The 20,015-nt window shown below is 58.9% G+C and carries 21 protein-coding genes; 7 read left to right on the top strand and 14 right to left on the bottom strand.

From position 1 onward, the window contains the following. Window positions 1-9 precede the first annotated feature (9 nt). The 6 genes from F0169_RS16055 to F0169_RS16030 form a co-directional block, all read right to left on the bottom strand. On the bottom strand, window positions 10-711 hold the full coding sequence (locus F0169_RS16055; RefSeq protein WP_152747050.1) for a hypothetical protein: 702 nt from the start codon (window positions 709-711) through the stop codon (window positions 10-12). A gap of 99 nt (window positions 712-810) precedes the next feature. Further along, window positions 811-1,815, bottom strand: coding sequence for a diguanylate cyclase domain-containing protein (locus F0169_RS16050; protein ID WP_241679131.1), 1,005 nt, complete (start codon window positions 1,813-1,815; stop codon window positions 811-813). Between the two features lie 226 nt (window positions 1,816-2,041). Beyond that, on the bottom strand, window positions 2,042-3,937 hold the full coding sequence (locus tag F0169_RS16045; RefSeq protein WP_152747049.1) for an alkaline phosphatase D family protein: 1,896 nt from the start codon (window positions 3,935-3,937) through the stop codon (window positions 2,042-2,044). Window positions 3,938-4,058: 121 nt separating this feature from the next. After that, window positions 4,059-6,302 (bottom strand): ATP-binding protein, encoded by a 2,244-nt coding sequence (locus F0169_RS16040; RefSeq protein ID WP_152747048.1) that lies wholly within the window; start codon window positions 6,300-6,302, stop codon window positions 4,059-4,061. Then, window positions 6,299-6,913: a biliverdin-producing heme oxygenase gene (locus tag F0169_RS16035; RefSeq protein ID WP_152747047.1), complete on the bottom strand. Its 615-nt coding sequence runs from the start codon at window positions 6,911-6,913 to the stop codon at window positions 6,299-6,301. The genes F0169_RS16040 and F0169_RS16035 overlap by 4 nt, the downstream gene beginning before the upstream one ends. Window positions 6,914-7,108: 195 nt before the next feature. After that, window positions 7,109-7,489, bottom strand: coding sequence for a response regulator (locus F0169_RS16030; protein ID WP_058414889.1), 381 nt, complete (start codon window positions 7,487-7,489; stop codon window positions 7,109-7,111). 178 nt (window positions 7,490-7,667) lie between these two features. Here F0169_RS16030 and F0169_RS16025 point away from each other — a divergent pair, with 178 nt between their 5' ends. Continuing rightward, on the top strand, window positions 7,668-8,054 hold the full coding sequence (locus F0169_RS16025; protein ID WP_122251769.1) for a c-type cytochrome: 387 nt from the start codon (window positions 7,668-7,670) through the stop codon (window positions 8,052-8,054). Here F0169_RS16025 and F0169_RS16020 read toward each other — a convergent pair whose 3' ends face one another. Genes F0169_RS16020 through F0169_RS16000 form a run of 5 tightly spaced genes read right to left on the bottom strand, consistent with a single transcriptional unit; the run spans window position 8,055 to window position 12,845 of the window. Continuing rightward, on the bottom strand, window positions 8,055-10,076 hold the full coding sequence (locus tag F0169_RS16020; RefSeq protein ID WP_152747046.1) for an LTA synthase family protein: 2,022 nt from the start codon (window positions 10,074-10,076) through the stop codon (window positions 8,055-8,057). It abuts the gene before it with no gap. A 55-nt stretch (window positions 10,077-10,131) separates the two neighbouring features. Further along, window positions 10,132-10,743 (bottom strand): hypothetical protein, encoded by a 612-nt coding sequence (locus F0169_RS16015; protein ID WP_152747045.1) that lies wholly within the window; start codon window positions 10,741-10,743, stop codon window positions 10,132-10,134. Then, window positions 10,743-12,011, bottom strand: a complete 1,269-nt coding sequence (locus F0169_RS16010; protein ID WP_058414886.1) for a sialidase family protein — start codon at window positions 12,009-12,011, stop codon at window positions 10,743-10,745. The genes F0169_RS16015 and F0169_RS16010 overlap by 1 nt, the downstream gene beginning before the upstream one ends. Before the next feature lie 22 nt (window positions 12,012-12,033). Further along, window positions 12,034-12,579 carry a cytochrome b/b6 domain-containing protein gene (locus F0169_RS16005; protein ID WP_152747044.1) on the bottom strand — a complete coding sequence of 182 codons (546 nt, stop codon included), beginning with the start codon at window positions 12,577-12,579 and terminating at the stop codon, window positions 12,034-12,036. Then, complete coding sequence (locus tag F0169_RS16000; RefSeq protein WP_152747043.1) at window positions 12,579-12,845, bottom strand: PepSY domain-containing protein; 267 nt, start codon at window positions 12,843-12,845, stop codon at window positions 12,579-12,581. The genes F0169_RS16005 and F0169_RS16000 overlap by 1 nt, the downstream gene beginning before the upstream one ends. Window positions 12,846-12,992: 147 nt before the next feature. Between F0169_RS16000 and F0169_RS15995 the strand changes: the two genes are divergently transcribed. The 3 genes from F0169_RS15995 (at window position 12,993) to F0169_RS15985 (ending at window position 15,428) form a co-directional block, all read left to right on the top strand. Next, window positions 12,993-13,655: a response regulator gene (locus tag F0169_RS15995; RefSeq protein WP_099235506.1), complete on the top strand. Its 663-nt coding sequence runs from the start codon at window positions 12,993-12,995 to the stop codon at window positions 13,653-13,655. Further along, window positions 13,652-15,013 carry a sensor histidine kinase gene (locus F0169_RS15990; protein ID WP_122251776.1) on the top strand — a complete coding sequence of 454 codons (1,362 nt, stop codon included), beginning with the start codon at window positions 13,652-13,654 and terminating at the stop codon, window positions 15,011-15,013. The genes F0169_RS15995 and F0169_RS15990 overlap by 4 nt, the downstream gene beginning before the upstream one ends. Window positions 15,014-15,152: 139 nt before the next feature. Beyond that, window positions 15,153-15,428: a bacteriocin immunity protein gene (locus tag F0169_RS15985; protein ID WP_152747042.1), complete on the top strand. Its 276-nt coding sequence runs from the start codon at window positions 15,153-15,155 to the stop codon at window positions 15,426-15,428. On the opposite strand, the gene F0169_RS15980 is transcribed toward F0169_RS15985, so the two are convergent. The 3 genes from F0169_RS15980 to F0169_RS15970 are packed head-to-tail and all read right to left on the bottom strand — an operon-like array spanning window position 15,425 to window position 17,435. Then, the gene (locus F0169_RS15980; RefSeq protein ID WP_152747041.1) at window positions 15,425-16,057 is read right to left on the bottom strand and encodes a DUF3916 domain-containing protein; all 633 of its coding nucleotides are present in this window, start codon (window positions 16,055-16,057) and stop codon (window positions 15,425-15,427) included. The genes F0169_RS15985 and F0169_RS15980 overlap by 4 nt on opposite strands. Window positions 16,058-16,080: 23 nt before the next feature. Further along, window positions 16,081-16,305, bottom strand: coding sequence for a hypothetical protein (locus F0169_RS15975; protein ID WP_122251779.1), 225 nt, complete (start codon window positions 16,303-16,305; stop codon window positions 16,081-16,083). Then, window positions 16,302-17,435: an S-type pyocin domain-containing protein gene (locus F0169_RS15970; RefSeq protein ID WP_152747040.1), complete on the bottom strand. Its 1,134-nt coding sequence runs from the start codon at window positions 17,433-17,435 to the stop codon at window positions 16,302-16,304. Before F0169_RS15970 ends, F0169_RS15975 begins: the two co-directional genes overlap by 4 nt. Window positions 17,436-17,629: 194 nt before the next feature. Here F0169_RS15970 and F0169_RS15965 point away from each other — a divergent pair, with 194 nt between their 5' ends. The 3 genes from F0169_RS15965 to F0169_RS15950 all read left to right on the top strand — a co-directional run bounded on the left by F0169_RS15965 (window position 17,630) and on the right by F0169_RS15950 (window position 19,894). Continuing rightward, window positions 17,630-18,100, top strand: coding sequence for a helix-turn-helix domain-containing protein (locus F0169_RS15965; RefSeq protein ID WP_152747039.1), 471 nt, complete (start codon window positions 17,630-17,632; stop codon window positions 18,098-18,100). After that, a complete protein-coding gene (locus tag F0169_RS15960) occupies window positions 18,097-18,672 on the top strand; it encodes a PIN domain-containing protein (RefSeq protein WP_152747038.1) in 576 nt (191 codons plus the stop codon). The genes F0169_RS15965 and F0169_RS15960 overlap by 4 nt, the downstream gene beginning before the upstream one ends. A gap of 913 nt (window positions 18,673-19,585) precedes the next feature. Beyond that, a complete protein-coding gene (locus F0169_RS15950; protein ID WP_152747036.1) occupies window positions 19,586-19,894 on the top strand; it encodes a DUF3077 domain-containing protein in 309 nt (102 codons plus the stop codon). The last annotated feature ends 121 nt before the right edge of the window (window positions 19,895-20,015 follow it).

Here is a 20,015-nt window from a genome sequence, read left to right as displayed (position 1 = left end):
GCCTGGCATTTACTGCGCGGCGATGCTGTAACCGTCAAACGCGCTTTGCTGTTGCAGTGCGGTCACGATGCTTTTGCGCGTGACCGGCTGCTCCACGCCACTGTTGTCGACGAAGGTTGCGTTTTCCAGCTCCGCCTCACTGCCTTCACCCACAAACGTGAAGCCCAGGAACTCCAGCGCTTCACGGTCAACATTAAGCTTGGTGCGCGGGGTGCGCAGCGCCAGGGTGACGCTGACGTCATCTTTGCTGATCACAAACACTTCAGCGTCTTTCTTCGGCCGTGCAGCTTTGCTTTTGCCGGTACTTGGGTTGCTGATGGCCTGGTGAGACTGGTTCAGCACCTTGAGGGCCAGGCCGTAGACCAACTCCTGAAACTGCGGGTCGTCCTTGAAGCTGGACAGGATGCGGCTGATCGAGAATTTGCTGCTGAGGTCTTCCAGCGCAATGTTGTCGGCGGCCTCGGCGTCCTTCAGTTGCTTGAGCTGGCCCATCAGGTCATAAGCCTTGTCGTCGTCGAAGGCGTCCTGTGCCTGGCGGATAGCCACGCGCAGCTCGCGTATCTGGTCGCTTTCCCTGGAGGTGTGAAACGCGTCCAGGACCATCTCGCTGATGATCTTGGCGGCCGGCACATGCTGTGAAAGATTGATGGCGTTTTCGTATTCAGCTTTGGATTGCAAGGCGATCACGGATGCTTCTGCGGATTCGGACATTGAAATTTCACTACTTCAGTAAACGGGACAAAAAAGCGTCGCGCATTTTCAGCGGGGAGGGGGATCAGGTCAAGGCGGCACACTGCCCTTGTCGCGGCGTTACTCCGACACGCTGTCCTTGCCCGCCGCCTTGGACCGATACAGCGCTTGATCGGCGCGTTGCAGCAGGGCCGCGGGTGACTCACCCGATAGCCGCTCTACGACACCCTGGCTCAGGGTTAATGTGTGGTTGCCCACGGTGGGAACCTCGATGATTTTGCGACGAATTCTTTGCGCCAGTTGCCTGGCACTGCCCAAGGTACTGTTGGGCATGACCACCACAAATTCATCCCCGCCCCAGCGAGCCAGCAAGTCACCTGGGCGCACACAGGCTTCCAGGGCTTCCACCAAATTCACCAGGGTTTGGTCGCCGACGCCGTGGCCATGTTGGTCGTTGATCGGCTTGAAGTCATCAATATCCATGGCCACCAGCGCGAGCGGCAAGCGGAAGCGTTCGGCACGCTCGCACTCTTCCAGCAGCACTTTTTCCAGGCGATAGCGGTTGGCGATGCGCGTCAGGGTATCGCGCTCGGCCAGGGAGCGGTTTTCGTCCACCTGCAGTTGCAACTGCAGGTTGACCCGCGACAACTCACGGGTGCGTTCAGACACCAGCGTCTCCAGGGAGTGGTTACGCTGTTGCAGCGTTTCGAGGGAGTGTTTACGCGCCTGAATATCGCGTTGCGCGCCGACCATGCGTGCGACTGAACCGTCGGCGTTACGCGAAATCACGTAGCCATGGTCCTCTACCCACATAAAAGTGCCGTCTCTCTTGAGGCAACGGTATTCGACTTGGTAATGAGTGGCTCGCCGACTGATGTATTCATCAAACTGCGCCATGACCTGAAGATAGTCATCGGGGTGGATCACGCTTTCCCAGGTGAACACGCTGTTCTCCAGGGAGTGGCGGGCGTAGCCAAGCATGTCGTACCAGCCGGGGTTGCGATAAACGAAACCGCTGTTGGCGTTCCAGTCCCATACGCCATCGCTGACCAGTTCCATGACGGCATGCAACATGTCGGCGTTTAGTTCGGAAAAATCATTCCTGTTGCCCGGAGCATCATCCATTTTGCACGGTTTCCTGCGTTGGCTGGCGCGTAGGCCAGTCTTTATTGACGCCGAGACTCCGGGGCTGATTTTACTGTACATCGGATTGGATGGATTGGGGGGGCGATGTTTTAGTCGAATGGCTTTGTGCTATTGCCTGAATCGAAAAAAGGCGCGCTACGCCTTCATTTGTTTGGCGATAAAAAAACCGGGCTGATGCTGATTTAATCTGCGCAAGCGCCGCGCCTTACTTCGGCGCGACCATCCGCGTTTTCGGTTTGCCATTCGCGTTGTGCTGGTAAATCTCCTCAGGCTGGCCCTGCTCATTGAAAAATACCTGGCCGATGCCCGCCGAATTCCACAGCCGTTCACCGGCCTCGGCATGCTGCGGAATATGCGGCACCACCTGCATGGTGCGGCGGCGAGTAAACCCGTTGAGCGGCGAGCGCGGCGAGTAGAGCCAGCGGTTGAGGCGGTCGAACCATTCCAGCAGGCGTGGCGGGAACTCGTTCTTGATGCCGCTGCTGGTGATCTGCCAGATCCTGGGGCCCGCGTTGCGGTGGCGGATCAGCACTTCATAGACGAACGAGTAATGCACGTCACCCGAGAGGATCACGTAGTTACCCGGCGTGCGCGAATGGCGAAAGATGTTGAGGATCACCTGCGCTGCGCCGCGATGGGCCATCCAGTTTTCGGCGTCTACCAGCAGCGGGTAGCCGCACCAACTGAACACCTTCTGCACGGTCTCGATCAACTTCACACCAAAGATCGGTGCGGGCGAGACGATGATCGCTGACGGATGGTCGAGCAACGCCTGTTGCAGCTCACTCAGGGCTTCCCAGTCCAGCAGGCCGGAGGGTTGCTTGAGGGTGAACTCGCTGCGCCAGCGCCGTGTGCGCGTGTCGAGTACCACCAGGGCGGGCGTGGTGGGCAGTACGTAATGCCAGTGCTGAAACTTCAGCAGTGTTTGCAGCAGGGTATCCTGCGCGCCGGCGTCTAGATGGTTGCCGTGTGGGTGGGCGGTCAGTGCCTGGGTTTGGTTCACCAATGGGACAAACACATCCGGCTGGTTGCCCCAGCCCTGGCATAGCATGTAAGCGAGCAGCGCGTTGCCGATGATGCGTTTGGAGAATGGGTGGCCGTAGGCGGTTTCTTCCCATTGGGCGCTGAGGTTCCAGTCGTCGGTAATGTCGTGGTCATCGAAAATCATCAGCGTCGAGAGGTGCGCGAACACCCGTGCAACACCGGGCAGTCCGTCACGGAAACGGTCGATCTGCACCTGCTCACGGGCATAACGCGGCTGTTCTTCGGCGCTCAGTGTCGGCGGCTGCAGGGTGATCAGCGCCCAGGGCGTGGGCGACCAGACCAGTGCGTACATCGCGATCACTTCGGCAAAGGTCACCAAGTGGTTGTCGGCGGTGCTACTGGTGAAAATCGGCTTTTTTACGCCACCAAAAAAACGTTCGCGCAAGGTCTCGTTGCTGTCCAGCGCGGGCAGCAGGTCGGCGCGATTGTAATAGCTGGCGCGATGCCCATAGAGGCTGGCGCTGTCATCCACCACCGCGCCTTCCAGGTATTCGTCGAACAGCCCGAGGCGCGCGATCAGTGCATGAATCGCGCGCAGCATCGGCCCGGCCACATCGTCGGCGTAGATCTGGTCGCCGCTCATCATCAGCAGCGCCGGGCGTTCGGCCAGCGTGTGTGCGTCGGCCAGCAGGCGGTCGACGCACAGCAAGCCTTCGTCCGCTGCGTGGTGGGGTTTACGGCACGAGCCATGCACCAACTGGTGCAGGCGGCTGTGCAACACGAACGTCGCGGTGGGCGCTTCGGCATACAGCAGGTGCGGCGCCCATTCGGCGATGCCGAGGTGATCGATCAGCAGGTCATAGCCGATCACCACGTCCAGCGGCAGAGCGTCGTTCAGCGGCACGTCGATCAGGTGGATGAAGGCGTGGCGCCCCACCGCTACGACTTGGCACTGGCCTTGGTCCAACTGAATTTCGCGGGTGTGTTCGCCAACGTGCAGCCTCAGGGTTGGCGACAGTTCACGGGTTGCCATCAGCCACAGCACCAAGCGTTTGGGTTCCAATCGCCGCAACAGCGGCCCAACAATAACGGCGGGCAGGGTGCCTGCTTGACGCATAGGGAAGACGGCTCTGTGCAAATAAAGCACCCAGCTTAACCCAGCGGATGTCAGCGTTTTGTTAAGCCCCGGCTGGCGGGCCTGTGTGGCAAGCCCGCTCGCCACACAAGCCCAGCCTCTATCAGGTACACAACCCTTCAACCGCCTTGGGCACGGTAAAGCGGAATTCGCTGCCTTTGCCCAGCTCACTTTCAGCAACGATCATGCCGCCATGTGCCTGGATGATGCCTTGGGTGATGTAAAGCCCCAAGCCGCTGCCGTTGGGGTTGTTTTCGGTCTGTGTCCAGTAGCGTTCAAACACATGCGGCAATTGCTCAGGCGCAATGCCTTCGCCGGAGTCGCGCACCGAAAACAACACATCGTCGCCGTCGCTTACCGCGTTGATGTCGATGGCGCCCAGGCGTGGGGTAAATTTGATCGCATTGCCGACCAGGTTCGACAGCACCTGGAACAAACGCTCCGGGTCGGCATTGATGTGCAGGCCGGGTGTTGCGTTGAACGACAGTTCGATGCCTTTCTCCATCGCCAGCGGCGCGAGCAACGAATAGGCCTCTTCAAACATATGGCTGACGTCGAGTGCCACCGGCTTGACCACATAACGCCCGGCTTCGATTTTTGAGGTGTCGAGCAAGTCTTCCAGCAGCACATTCATACGCCCGGCCGCCTGTTGCATGGTGTCGATGGCCGATGAGATACGCCGCGACGTGTGTGGGCCTTCAGAGCTGAAGGTCTTTTGCATCATGCCGCAGAGCATCGAAATAACCGTCATCGGGTTACGCAGGTCGTGGGACACCACCGCCACCAGCTCATCACGCGCACGCACCGCTTGCTGCTCGCGCAGCACCTGGCGCGCCAAGTCGTTTTCCAGCGCCGAGCGGCGCAGGTCGTTGGCGGCAAACAGGTCGCCATGGCTCCATCGAGTGGAGATGCCGGCCATTTCCACTTTCCAGATTTCAAACGAGGTGCGTGGGCGCAGGCGCATACCGGCGTCGGAATTGTCCAGGTCCAGCGGTTTGTTCGGGTTACCGCTCCAGTTGATGTTCTCTTTCACTTCCGGGCGAAACCACAGCACGCCGTTGTCCACCGGCTTGGGCAAACTCATGGCCAATACGCCACTGGCCACCTGCTGATAGTCAAGTGCGGGCGGGTACACCGAGGCCAGGTTGTGGCTTGCAAACACCGGTGTGCCGCGCGCTTGCAGCCACGTGTGCAGCGCGCGAATCTGCGCTGGCTGTGGGCAATCGCCGTAAACGTGCAGTTGCTTGTCTTCGATGATCGCCACGCCGCTCGAATGGGTCAGGTCCATCAACCACTGCGGCTGCTGGGCCAGGCTCTCGAACACGCCTTGCTCAGAGGCTTTCATCGCCTGATCGAGCAGCGCCAGCGCCTCGACTTTTTCTTCGCGCTGACGGCTCAGGTCCAGCGCCTCCATGGCGCTGATCTGCAACGACAGCACCTGGCCGATGGTTTGGCACGCGGTGCGCAGGTCATTGGGTACCAGCAACGGCTCGCGGTTGCCGCAACTGATCAAGCCCCAGAGTTTGTCGCCCTTCATTAACGAGATGCTCATGGACGACAGCACGCCCATGTTTTGCATGTACTGGCAGTGAATCGGCGACACACTGCGCAGCGTCGCGAAGCTTAGATCCAGCGGCTGGCCGGTGTCCGGGCGCAACGTGGGCAACAGCGGCACCGGCTCGTAAGCAGCATTCGGGATAATGCGCAGCCAGTTGGTGCGATACAGCTCGCGGGCCTGCTCGGGGATGTCGGACGCAGGAAAGAACAGCCCGTTGAACAGCTCCATCGACGGCGCCGAGGCTTCGGCGATCACCTGGCCATGGCCTTCATCTTCAAAGCGATAGATCAGCACGCGGTCGTAACCGGTGATGGCCTGAACTTCATTCACGCTGATTTCGTAGAGTGCTTGCAGGGTTGTTGCCGACTGCAAGCGTTGCAACATTTTGCCCAAGTCACTGATGCGGCCATTCAGCGCGCGTGGCTTGAAATCTTCGAGCCTGGGTTCGAACTCCAGCACCAGCACGTGTTGATGGCGATGCAGCAGGCCTTCGAATGGCGCACCGTTGAGCGTGACATGCAGCGGCGGCGCGTCGAAAAAACAATTGTCTTCAGCCATGGCGCGCACGGCCTGGGCGTGTTCTGCGCCAATCAGCGTGTGCAGCGGCTGGCCTAACAGCGCTTCAGGCGCATGGTTGAACACGCTGCCGACGTTGGTGCTGACCTGGATGATGTTCAGGTCAGGCTCCGACAACGTCAGCAGCACACCGTGAGGCTGAATCGCCCCCGGGAAGCGAATGGGTTCGTCGGCACAGTTGGCAAGCAGCGCGTCAAAATTCTCGGGTTTCATAGCAGTACCTCCTGGCTGGCCAGCCATTGCTCAAAGCAACTGAACGTTGCACACGCCGCCATCACCGCGCGCTGATTGGCGGCCGTGCTCAGTGGCTGGCGGCCCAGGTAATCGAGAAAGTCTTTCCAGCGGCGACCGGTCTCGGCGCCGTACACGTTGAGAAATGCGCCGCCGTTATCCGCGTCGAGGTCCAGGCGTCGGGCCATTTCGCGGCGCAGCACCTGGCCACCCAATGTCGCGCCTTCCAGCACATACAGGGCGCCAAGGCAGGCGGCGGGAGTGGCCAAGGTCGGCAGTTCGCAGCAACGGGGCAGGGCGCGGATGGCCGTGTCATTCAAGCCGAGGGCGTGCAGGTCGTTGACCAACGTGGGGGTTTTCACACGCAAAACGCTGTCAAATCCATTCGGGATCAAGCCACTGTCAAACAGCGCCGTCTCCATCGGCCGATAGAACCCGTAATACGCCTGGATCAAGCGCCGGTACCAATCAGCATCCAACTGCTCGGAAAAAAACGGCAGGCGTTTTTCCAGCGCTACGTGCAGCAGGCCGGTGCCTGTGCGCAGCGATTCCAACAATGACGGCGCACCAACCTCAAGGGCCTGTGAATGCATTCAATACGCTCGAACTGTGGGCCTTTCGGCCATGAATGACGCGAGTAAACAGGCGCCGATTCTACACAACTCATTGCGGCCGACCGTGCGCATAAAGCGAAAAGGCTGACCGGCGAATCAGAAAAGTCGCACCTGGCGTACGTAATGGCCACAAAGCCGTCCCACCCGGTCGGTTTGACTGATGTCGCTACGACATCAATGCAGCGACGAGCCCTGTTGGGTCAGGGCCGTTTGTACGCACTCAACCAGATGTTCAGTACTCCACGGCTTGGGCAAAAACCGCACGGAACTGCCCAGTTGCGCCGCGAGCTTGGCATTGCCGGAGGTCAGCACCACCGGCATCGATGGCCAGCGATGCGCCACTACTCTGCTCAAATCATAGCCGTTGAGCAACCCCGGCATCTGAATATCACTGACAATCAGGTCGACCGGGTCATCGCCGCGCTCCAGATAGATCATGCCTTCATCCGCCGACGGAAAGGACGTGACCTGCGCACCCAGCTCCTCCAGCACATTTACCATTAACGAGCGAATGATCTCGTCGTCTTCCAGCACTAAAATCGATGGCTGAGCCATGATCCTTCTCCACCATCAGGGTTCAGTTAGGTGGAGTGGGGCGTGCGGGGTTAGGTTCGATTGAATATGTTCCAGGCGATGGGTGGTCATTTAGAGGGCCTGGGTTGTGCATCGTCACGGCGCATGCAGGCCTGACAAACAGGCATAATCGTCAGTAACACCCGCTGTGGAGTCCCCCATGAAATACGCTTTATTGAGCCTTGCTGTCATCTTCAACATCACCCTCAACTGCGCCACGGCTATCGCGGCAGGCGATGCCGAGGCGGGCGGCAAGTTGTTCACCAAGACCTGCGGCGGTTGCCACAGCGTCGGCGAAGGCGCGCGCGGCGGCTTTGGCCCCGAACTCAACGGCATTATCGGCCGACCTGCTGGCACCACGCCCGACTATCAATACTCCGACGCGATGAAAAACTCCGGCGTGGTCTGGACGCGCGACAAGCTCGCCGCCTATATCGAGGCGCCGAAAAAAGTGGTCAGCGGCACGCGCATGATCTTCTGGGGCATCAGCGACCCGGAAAAGATCGAAAACATCCTGGCGTACCTCGAAACCTTCCAGCCCAAATAATCATTCGCGCACATTCTTGAACAGCATCAACCGCGCACTCTCATGCAGCCCGCGCGTCAGCCCCTGCAGGCGCTGAAACTCTTGCGGGTGCTGCTCGGCCACGTCCTCGCGCGGGGTTTGCGAGGCCAGGTCATGCAGCGTCGGCGAACTGCCGTCGTGCTGCATCTGCAGCAAAAAGTCCTGGGTCACGCCGCCGATTATCGGGAACGTGCCTTCGTGCAACACCAACGGCACCATGCGCTCGCCTTCCGGCGCCGGTTGCTGAATGTCGCGGCCCATCGCGCCATTGCGAAACGGCACGCCGGCCATGCCCGCTACCGTCGGCAGCAAATCCGCCAGGCCCACGGCCTCTTCAATCACCCGAGGTTGCAGGCCAGGGGCATGGATCAACAGCGGCACGTTGTTGCTTTCAAGGCCCAATTGTTCAAAGGCGGGCAGCATGTGCGGGATCTGGCTGATGCGCGTGTTGTGGTCGCCGAAAAACACGAAAATAGTGTTGTCGTAATAGCCGCCGGCCTTGGCGATTTCCATTAAACGGCCGATGTTGAAGTCCAGCAGGCGCACCGCGTTGTATTGCTCGACGCTGCGCGAGCCGGCTTCCTGTGCTTGCTCCAGGGTCACGTTGCGCACCTCAAAACCATCGTTTTGCTTGGGGATGGTGAACGGGCGATGGTTGCCGGAGGTTTGCAGGTAGGCGAAGAACGGCTGGTTTTTGGGCACGGCGCGCAGCAGTTGATCACCTTCCTTGAACAGGTCCAGGTCAGAAATGCCCCATACGTCGACCCGTGGTGAGCGCCAGTAGCTTTCCTCAAACAGTTGCACGCCGTCGATGCTCTGGCGGATCAAAGCGTTGATATTCGCCCAGCCGGCGTTGCCGTTGATCATGTAGAACTTCTGGTAACCCTCGAACGCGTTCACCAGCGTGTGTTGCCGCGTGATCAGCGGGTTGCGCGTGGCGGTCTCCTGGCGCGTCACATCGGGCACGCCGGTGAGGCTGGCCCACACGGTTTTGGCGGTGCCGGTGACGGGCACATAAAAGTGTTTGAAGAACCAGCTTTGCGTCGCCAGTTGGTCCAGGTTCGGCGTAGGGTTCAGCGGGTTGCCGTAGGCGCCGACGGCGCTGGTGCCGAGCGATTCGAGCATCACGAAGATCACATTGGGTGGGCGATCACCCGGCAGCCGATAAGGCTGTACACCTTGTTCACGTATGAAATTCAGTTGCTGGGGGTCGGGTTTATCAACACCCAAGTACTGCGCCACTTGCGGGTAATGTGCGCGCACCTGGGTTTCATCGAACTGCGATTGGCCGACCTTGAACGTGTCGTACAAAAACAGCACCGGGTTCAGGCCCACGGCGGCGACTTGGGTATTGCCGGAAAAGAACGCATCGCTCCAGCGCAGCGGCACCGGGTTCTCCAGGTTCAGGTTGGCGACGCGACCGAGCAGCGCCAGCAGCACGGCGACCACGCCCACCACGGCCACCGAGGCCAGCGCCCACTTGCTGCTCGCGGTGGGTTCACGGTCGAGGGTCAAGCGCTCCAGGCACACCAACGCCCACACCCACAGCGCCACCGCTGCCAGCCAACAGGCGGTTATCCACAGCACCGGGTAGGTTTCCCAGACCATCTGTTGAGAAATCTGCGCGTCTTGCAGGTAGCGCAACACCGTCGCGTTGAGGCGTACGCCGAGGTAGGCGTAATGGCCGAAGTCGATGATGTACACCAGGCCGACCACGGCCAATGCCACCACCAAATAGCCGCGTGCCAGCCAACGCAGCGCGGGCAGGGTGGTCAGGTTCCAGCGCGGCAGCCACGCGAGTACGGCCAGCGGCAGCAGGATCAACACCGCCAGGCGCAGGTCGAAACGCAGGCCGATGCCCACGGTTTCCAGGAGTGCCGGGGTGTTTAAGTCGAGGCCGGAAAAAGCCAGCACAAACACCAGCCGCAACGCCGCGAGTAACACAAACACCAGCCCGATGGCCCCCACGCCGTAGCGCAGGCGACGCGATTGCAACGCACCCATTATTAACCTCTGTTCAATTTCATAAATCCCACAAGACACCTGTGATTGCGGTGTGTCAGCACTGCATTTTTTTGCGGGTAGACCGCCATCGCGAGCAAGCCCGCTCCCACAGGTTGAGTTGCATTAATCCGGCGATGACGCAGTAAACCACCAGCAGCGGATCGACCAGGTAGTCCCAGTAGTTTTCCGAGGCTTTGAGCCGCAGCGCGAACGCCAACGTGCCGATTGCCAACATCCACACCGCCAGCGCGTTACGCAGCCACAGCATCAGCAACGCCACTGCGCCCACCAGCACAATCATCGGCCTGGGGTTGAAGCCCCAACGGTAAGGGTCGACATACGTCAGCCCCATCGTGGCCGGGTACAGCACAAGGCTCAGCGCGCCAAACAGCAGCAACATTTGCACTTGATGTGTGCGCCCAAGCGGCTGCACCACGCCTAACCTGCACAACGCCACCCACGCCAACAACACCAACGTGCTGATGGCCAGGTCATCGGTAAAGCTGCGTACATACGCCGCCACGGGCAGCTCATTGACCGGGATAAAACTCACCGCCACCAACATCGGCAACAACCACGGCCGCCACGGTGCGGTAAATCGAAACAGGCTTAAGAGCACAAACCCCAGCAGTACAAAACTCAAATGGGCTTGCCAGAAGGCCGTCATCACAAGCGCTCCTCCAGCCAGGCTTCGTTGAAGCTGACATGTTTGATAAAGGTGTTATTCCACGAGTACACCAAGTGGTACATACCGTCCGGGCTGCGGCTGAAGTACGGGTACTCGTACTCGAAATCACAGCCACGCGGTTTGCATACGCGGTAGTCCAGGTTGCTCAGAAAGCGCTGTTCCAGCGGCAAGCGTTTGGCGCCACTGGAGGCGCGAAAGCCTTCGCCGATAATTTCTTTGTAAGCCTGGGGCGAAAACGGTTGGCCAAGCGGGTCGGGCGATTGGTCCAGCTCCACCACCGTGCGCCACTGGCTGAACCGGGCGTCGGTGCCATAAAGGCTGAGCTTGAAACGGCCGTCTTGCAGGTCGTTGAGGGCCACCAGCAAACCGTCATCCTGGGTGGCCACCGCGGCCAGCGATGAGTTGGGGTTGGCCGGCTCCAGCGGGTAGGGCTCGCTCCAGGTTTGCCCGGCATCTTCGGTGCGGCTGGCAAGCACGCGGTGATGGGTTTCGCCGGCGTAGCGCAACATCGCCACGGCGCGTTGGCCGTCCAGCGGCACGATGGTCGGTTGCAGCGAGTTTTTACCGCGGCTGATGCGGAATTTGTCGATCACCGCACCGTCGGGGCTCAAGTACAGGTACTCGGCAAACTTGCCCATCAACTCGTGGTACACCGGCAAGCCGATCGAGCCGTCAGCGTGGAACACCGGCGCGGCGCGCACCAACGTGCTGATATTGAAGAACGGCGACGTCACCAGTTGCCTCGGTGCGGTCCAGTTCGCGCCGAGGTCTTCGGAGACCATCACGTTGATCGCACTGGTGGCCCAGCCGCCGACCGACACCGACACATAAAACAGCCACAGGCGTTTATCTGGCCCCAGCGCAATCACCGGGTTACCGAGTTTGCGAATGTAGCGCTGGGTGCCGTCGCGGGTACTTTCGCGCGTGGCCAGCACCTGTTCGGCGCCCCATTCGGCACTGCTTGCATCAAACCGCGCGGTGCGCACCTGCACATCGGCGGCGCCTTCGCGCGAGCCTGCAAACCACACCGCCATTAAGTCGCCGCCGGGCAGCGCCGTGACGGACGAAGAATGCACAAAGTCGGTGAGCTCGGAAGACACAAAGCGGCTGGTGTATTGCGGCGCGGCCGCCACCTTCGAGGTGTTCGGGCTCGCCTGGGCAAAGGGTGCCAGCACGTGGGGCGGATGGCTCAGCCAGGCGGCGATGAATACGCCCAGCAGGCTGCAAATCAGTAGAGCGGAGCGCATAGAGAACCTGTCGGAAAGAGGATTACTGCGCACGTTCATCCGGCAGGCGCGTCCTGCGACCGGTGAGCATGGATAACGGCAGGTTGTCCCGCACCTGGACGCTTTCGAACACCGCTGCCAGTACATGCACGCAGACCAAACCGAGCAGTACATTGGCGGCGGTCTCGTAGACTTGCAGCGGCCAATCGGCGCCCCACAAGGCGTCGACTTCCTGCATCAAGAAGCCGCTGGTGCCGATGGTCAGCAATGCCAGCAACATCAACAGCATTACCAATGCGCCAATCGGCGAATGGCCGAGCCGATGCAGCGGTCGCCCGTTGACCAAACTACGCGCATGGGCGGCGAGCCGTGCAGGCGTTGGCCAGAAATCTGACCAACGCGCGCTGCGCGGCCCAACGAACCCCCACACGGTGCGCACCAGCAGCCAGGCCATGGCGTAGTAGCCCAGCCAAACGTGCCAGTCGTCGCCTGCTTCGTTAAAGAAGTAATTGGCGGCAAAGACCCCGGCGATAGACACATGAAACAGCCTCACCAAAGGGTCCCACAGGCGCAGGGATTCGCCTGGCATCAGCCCTTGATCTCAGTCTTCAGCGCTTTGCCGGTGACCGGGTCGTGGTAGATTTCGACTTTGCGCTTGTCCTTGTCAAAGCCGTAGATTTCATAGCAATTGCCGTCGGTGACCTTGAACGTGCTGATCTCATAGCCTTCGGCCTTGAGCTTGTCCTGAAACACCTTTTGGGCTTGCCATTGCGAGCGCTCGGCGGTGGTGCACTGCGGGCCGGCGACGGCCAAAGGGCTGGCGATAATCAGGGACAACAAGAGAATTTTGCGCATGGAAAAGCTCTCAGCAGATGTGGGAGATTGCACAGTGCAAAACCAACCTTAGCGCAACCTTAGTTGGCAATGAGCCGTAACATCTTTCCCGGAATAGCCCGCGCCAGAACCCGGCATGATGCCGCCGATTCCTACAGAGATTCCGTTATGCGCCTACTCCTCGTCGAAGATGATCGCGCCCTCGGCCAAGGCATTCGCGTGGCATTAGGCGCCGAAGGCTACACCCTCGACTGGCTGCAGGATGGCCTCAGCGCCCTGCATGCCCTGCGCACTGAAAGCTTTGATTTGCTGCTGCTCGACCTCGGCCTGCCGCGCCTCGATGGCCTCGACCTGCTGCAGCAACTGCGCGCCGAACAGCACGACCTGCCGGTGCTGATTCTGACCGCCCGTGACGGCACCGCCGAACGCATCGCCGGGCTCGACGCGGGCGCCGACGACTACCTGATCAAACCCTTCGACGTCGAGGAACTCAAAGCCCGCGTGCGCGCCCTGTTGCGCCGCAGCCAGGGCCGCGCGCAACCGCTGCTGGAACATGCCGGCGTCAGCCTCGACCCGGCCACCCAACACGTGCGCTACCAGGATGAAGACATCATCGTCACCCCGATGGAATACCAACTGCTGCACCAACTGATGGTGCGCCCCGGCAAAGTCGTGACCCGCGAGCGCTTGTCCCGCGCGCTGTACGGCTGGCAAGACCGCGTGGAGAGCAACACCCTCGAAGTACTTATCCACAACCTGCGCAAAAAACTCTCCACCGAGCTGATCCGCACCGTGCGCGGTGTCGGCTACGTGCTGGCGCTCAAACCATGACCTCGGTTCGCGCGCGTATTCTCATCCCGGTGCTGGTGCTGATACTGCTCGGTGACGCCCTGATCAGTTGGCTGGTGCTGCGTGACAGCCACCACGAAATCGAAGAAGTCTACGACGCCCAACTCGCCCAAAGCGCCCGCCTGCTGCAAGGCGTACTGCGCCAACGCGACCCCGGCGAGGCCGACTGGAACCGCCTCTACCAAGCCTTCGACCACGCCATGAGCCGCGTCGGCGAAGAGGGCGTCGCCCACCCTTACGAAACCCGCCTGACCTTCCAGGTATGGCGCACTGATGGTGAATTACTGGTGCGATCCGCCGAAGCGCCAGTGCTGGCTGCGCCGCCCACCACCCTCGGCTCCCACGACCTGATCGACAACGGCAACGACTGGTGCGCTTTCCTCCTCGCCGACCCGCAACAGGGCCTGTTGATTTGGGTGGGCGAGCGCGACGACATTCGCCAAGACCTGATCGAACGCATCGTGCGCCACACCCTGTGGCCCACGCTGATCGGCGTGCCACTGCTGACCCTATTGATCTGGCTGGCCATCGGCTGGGGCCTCAAACCGCTGCGCGCAATGGTGCTATCCATTCGCGGGCGCAACACCGACACCCTGCAACCGCTGCACTTAAAGCCCCTGCCAACCGACCTGGAACCCATGCAAACCGCGCTGAACCGGCTGTTGGTGCAAGTGGACGACCTGCTCGACCGCGAACGCCGCTTCATCGCCGACGCCGCCCACGAACTGCGCACGCCACTGGCGATACTGCGCATCCACGCGCAAAACGCGCAAAGCGCCGCCACCGAAGAACAGCGTCGCGAAGCACTGGACTTCCTCGTCAACGGCGTCGACCGCGCCACCCGCATCGGCAGCCAACTTCTGACCATGGCGCGCATCGAACCGCACCTCAGCAACCCCGTGTGCAAACGCGTGCAACTCACCGAACTGGTGCGCGAAGAACTCGCTGAACTGACACCGCTGGCCATGGAAAAAGGCGTGGAACTGGTGCTGGAGGGGCAAGAAGAATGCTGGGTGCAAACCGAACCGGTGGCGCTGGCGATTGCGCTGCAAAACCTGGTGACCAACGCGCTTAACTTCTCGCCGGCCGGCAGCGAGGTGCGCGTGGTGATTGGTGCTAATTGTTTGAGCGTGGAAGACCAAGGGCCGGGCATCGATGAGGCGGAATTGGGGCGGTTGTTCGAGCGGTTTTACAGCCGGGGGAACGCGAATGGCGCGGGGTTGGGCTTGGCGATCGTGGAGATGATTGTGGGGAAGATCGGCACGCGGTTGACGTTGCAGAATCTGGCGACGGGTGGGTTGTGTGCACGGTTGGTGTTTGAAGAGAAGTCGGTGGGATAGGCAGGGAAATAATCTGCATAAAAAGGGCGTCAGAATTTTGAGGACACATCTGACTCAGGATCAGGAAGCACCCTGCATCAAGTGCGTGCCTGTCTATCGTAGCCTGCGGCCAAATTGTCATCAGATGTAAGGGGCGCGCATGATCGATCCGCTCATCAAAAATAGCCTCTCGGACTACACAGAACACGAATTTATCAGGTTCCTGGAAGCGCTGTATAAGGCGGATGTTTCGCCGAGCGAGGCCCGCGCTGATGCGCTTTTATTCCACTTCAGGAACATTATTGGACACCCCAATGGGGCGGACCTGATCTACCACCCAGAGCCGGGTGCTGATACGTCGGCGCAAGGAATTACCCGCACGGTTAAGGAATGGCGGGAAGCTAATGGCTTGCCGGGGTTCAAGCCGGCCGGTTAACGCAGTGGTGCAAATGCACCGAACAAATGCGGGTTCTGTGCTTGGAACGATTTAAACGTTTGGTATTTCCAGCGTTCACCGCCTGGGTCTTGATCCGTTACGGTGACTTCGCCGAAGTACCAATGCTCTGACTCGAAAATATCTCCGTCTTCATCCTCGTGGGTAAAGTGAAAACCTACTTCGTGAAGCCCTGGTGGGAGAGTCAGGTTCCATTCATGGGCGAGGCTTCGGCCAGTGATTCGGGTTTGACGAAAGTGGTCATAGTTGAAAGGCTGGGTGTGACCGAGGTGGCGGGCTTTGTCGGTGTAGACACAGACTCGGCTTGAGAACATATCCGGAACCATGACGCAGGCGACAACCCAGCAATCAGGGGCTTGCTCTGGTCGTGCGGCAAGCAGGTGGCCTGAGACATTGATTAACTGCTGAGCACAGTGCGCTAGAATTTCCGGCGTGGTTTGTTTGCCCTCAACAAGATTTTCTATGACGGGAATTCTTTCGTTTACGTAATCGGGTTTTGGCGGCAGCTCTTCATAGAAGTAGCCTTCGAAGCTGTCGGCCCAGCGGCTCAGCGCTCTGAGGTGCCTGGGGATGTTGCGGAGTTTTTTGTCTGTGAGTGAAAGTCTGCGCATGAAATTGAATGCTCTTGGGTTGGTTACTCGTGTGAGGAAAGGAACAGGTCAAGGTGGTTGGGCAGCTTCAAAGCGCATGCCTCTTCTATTTTGAGTGTTTGTTCTTCGGTCAACGGGTAATCAAATACGCAATCCTCAGGCTGGCTCCATCCCATAATCCTCATTAGCTCTTGAGTGGATAGAGATAGCTCTTGCTCAAAGGACGCAAAATCCTCGTTGGGCAAAACACCCATAATTACGTGGTTCATGGCTCTACTCTCCTACTAGGATCGGCTGGTTTTCTTTGTTTACCGGTTATATGGTCGAACTCGCCGAGATGCACTCCATGTTTGGTGTACTTTTCCACAGCTCCATGTTGAGAGTCCCATTCATAGATTGTCCCATCGGGGTCTTTCCACCTAGGACGTTTACCTCCTCCTTTCATGGACGTTTTCGAGCGTGCCCATTTTGCTTTTGGGAACGCAGCCAAGAGTTTAGGCTTGGTGTGGTAAGAGTGATCCCCAGCCCGAACGCTCACCACCACATACAGCGGCCGAACACCCGACTCCACCGGGAACACCAGAATAAAGTCCCGGTATTGCGGTGGATAAACCGGGTTTACCAGAATCTGCGCAGCTTTCTCGGTCGGTGGATAAATCCAAATCACCGGTGCCTGTGGCGCGGCCTCCAACGCCGGAATACCCAACGTATCGCCCGGATCAACCGCAGGCGTCCATATCAGCTCCACGCCCTCACCCAAATCCGCCACAAACTGATCGCCACGGTTTTGGAACTGCACCACGTCGATCATCTGCCAATCGGCATTGTTGCCTGTGTAAAACCCATACCCCTTGAGCGTGCCGTCTTCGCGCTGCTCGACATGCAAGCGCATCTGCGACCGCGCCCGCTGCATCGAGCGCAATTGCTCCTCGCTGTAGAGTGCGCTGTCGCCCAACTCCGATGGCCACGCCAGCGACACCAAACCCGCCAATAAGCCACCGACCATAGTGCCAACGGCGCTGGCAGCCGACTCCAATACCACCGAACGCAACGCCAACTGCCCCAAACCAACGGGCAGTGCGCTGCCGCTGATCTTGCGCAGCGCAACCGCGCCCTGGCTGTCCACCTCGCGCCCACCCAACAGACTGAAATGGCCGTAGTCCTTGATCAGCTCCAGCGGCACATGACCGGTGGGGTCGTTGTAGCGAATGATGCCGTCGGGCAGTTGGCAGGGTTTGGTAAACGTGCAGCCACAAGGTTTGGCCAGCGTTGGCGCTGGCATCGGTGGCGCGTCGAATACCGCTATCGGCGGCGAATAGGCCGCCCGCTTCGGCTGCGGGGTCAGGATGCGCCGTTTGAGTTGTTCTTCTTCGGTGATGGGGTAAGAGCGTTCCGACATGACGGGCTCACTTCCTTGTGCGAGGGAGTGAGCCTACGAGGGGGAATCAGACGCCGATGTCGGCTTTGTTCGATGGTGGGCGTGGGAAAAGTCGACGGATGCCTGATCTGGCGGATTTGTTTCGATTATTGCGATTTTCGTTTGTTTCGTTTAGCGTGGGCATCAACTGAACTGCGTAACGCTGGAGCCGCATCATGATCGCCAATCACCTCCCCAAAACGATCCTTCCGCTGGAAAAGGAAGTTGAAGCTGCCGTGCAAGGCCAGCGCGAACTTGCCTCCTTGCTGTCGACCAAATTTGAAACACAGCGCATCGACATCTTCGACAAAGAAGACAAACCCCACACCCTCGTACTCCCAACCTCGGCACTGCGCTTGCTGGTCGATATTCTGGGTGAGCTGGCGCTCGGCAATGCCGTCAAGGTTGTGCCCATCCATGCCGAACTGACCTCGCAGGAGGCCGCCGATCTGCTTAACGTTTCACGCCCGCACTTGGTCAAGATGCTGGAGGAGGGTGCTATTCCATTTACAAAAACCGGCCGACATCGGCGAATTCGGTTTTCGGATTTGATCGCGTTCAAACAACGGCGCGATGAGGAAAGCCAAGAGGCAATGGACGCACTTGCGCAACAAGGGCAGGAACTGGGAATGGGGTATGACGGATGAGGTGTTCGCCTTTTACTGCGGTATACGATGCGTGTGTTCTCTACCCGGCCGCGCTCCGGGATTTACTGATGTGGCTTGGATTGTCTGGGCTGTACCGAGCGCGATGGACTAGCCAGATTCATGGGGAATGGAAGCGCAACGTACTCAAGAACCGGCCCGACCTCACTGCGGCGCAAATGAATTGCACCTCGGCGCTGATGGATAAGGCTATACCCGACGCCTTGGTGACAGGGTACGAGGACCTCTGTTCTAGTTTAGATTTACCTGATCCTGATGATCGTCACGTGCTGGCGGCGGCAATTCGGAGCAAGGCTGAGGTTATTGTGACGTTCAACCTCAAAGACTTTCCGGCGCATGTGTTGGCTGCGTACGACATTGAGCCGATGCACCCGGATGATTTTATCTCGGATCTTTGGGATTTGGATCAAGCGGCGGTTTTGGGGGCGGCGCAGAAGCAGCGACGGGCCTTAAAACGGCCACCGATGGATGCGGGAAGTTATCTGGAAATGTTGATGCGTCAGGGGTTGGTGCAGACAAGTAAGGCGCTTGGGCCTTATGAGGTTATGTTGTAGCTTCTTTTGCGAATTGCAATAAACTCTGATGGTGTCCAAAACTCCATATATAAGTGACAGTTCTTTAGTTTTGCTAGGGGTATAAAATAGGTCACGACTGTTATTTTAAAACAATCGTGATTTAGTCCGATTTTCTAAGATCTAGTACTTGCGCGCGTAATTTTTTTTAACTGTACGAACAATATAGCTATTCAAGCCCCGACCGGCTATAGCAAGACGAGATAATTCTGTGACTATTGCCGCGCCGGGCGCGGTCTCGTCATAGACGTAATTTCTATGAGTGCCAGTTGCGAACTGGACTGTGATGGTATCGACGCCTAGTTCATACCCCAACACGTTTGAATCCCCGCTTAAGTTTTTATATTGCTGCATTTTTTTGATCCTATGGTAAGTGGCGAGTTGCCACTTTTGAAGTGTAGTTATTCAATTTTCGGATCGGCTTTTAGAGTGTAATAAAATATGACTCGATGAATGGTATGAGATTGGTATCTAGTAAAAATTCGAGTGCGTCCGGAGTTTTCTTGTTTTTTCCAGTGCTGACATGTCTTGGCACAATGTACGGGTTTAGGTCTGTGAGCTGTCGCGCTATTTTCTCCCGTCGCTGCAAATTCAGCGACCGGGCCTGGAAACCCGCGGAATAAAGGGCGCACAGGCGCCACCATTTATCACGACTGCTGGTGCTATTTTTGTGCCAGCATATGCGTGTTATGGCGGCTGTGCGTGGGAGACTTTCGAGTCTGCCGGGTTTGCCCTTTTGCCCCGGTTTCCAGCCTGCGCACAGCTGCCACCATTCGCCTGGAAACGAATGGTGCAGCTCTCATCGAAAAACGGGAGTTACACCAATGAGTCTTTCTGAAAAGTCTTACCCTATTAACACCGCAACCCACACCCCCGCGCAGTCCGGAGGTGCCCAATGATCAACCCACCCCTCAACAAAACCCTCGGCGTTATCACCTTCTCCACCTGCGGCAAGCAGCCCAACCTTCACCGTCTATTCCGCGTCAATGCTGGCGTACCCATTCGCGATGCGCTGGAGCATGCCTCCGAGCTGCTTCACTGTTCAAAAATGCTCGCCTTGGACGCGGCCATGGACACAAGCGCGGACCGTTATGCCTGGGCGGCGCATTATTTGGGCGAGATGGCCAAGGCGGTGGTGGATGATTTGGCGAATGGGATGTTGCCGAATGGGGCAACGGAGGAGGGTGAGGCAGTTGCTGTGTAGGCGGGTAGTCTGAGGATGTTTGGGCTGGCGTCATCGCAGGCAAGCCAGCGCCCACAGTTTGAGTGGGGTACACCCGCTTAAACCGTGTAGGCAATAAAAAAGACCTTGGCATGCCAAGGTC

It is taken from the genome of Pseudomonas kitaguniensis (assembly GCF_009296165.1).
GTDB classification, from domain to species: Bacteria; Pseudomonadota; Gammaproteobacteria; order Pseudomonadales; family Pseudomonadaceae; genus Aquipseudomonas; species Aquipseudomonas kitaguniensis.
This window is presented reverse-complemented; position numbering and strand designations above follow the sequence as displayed.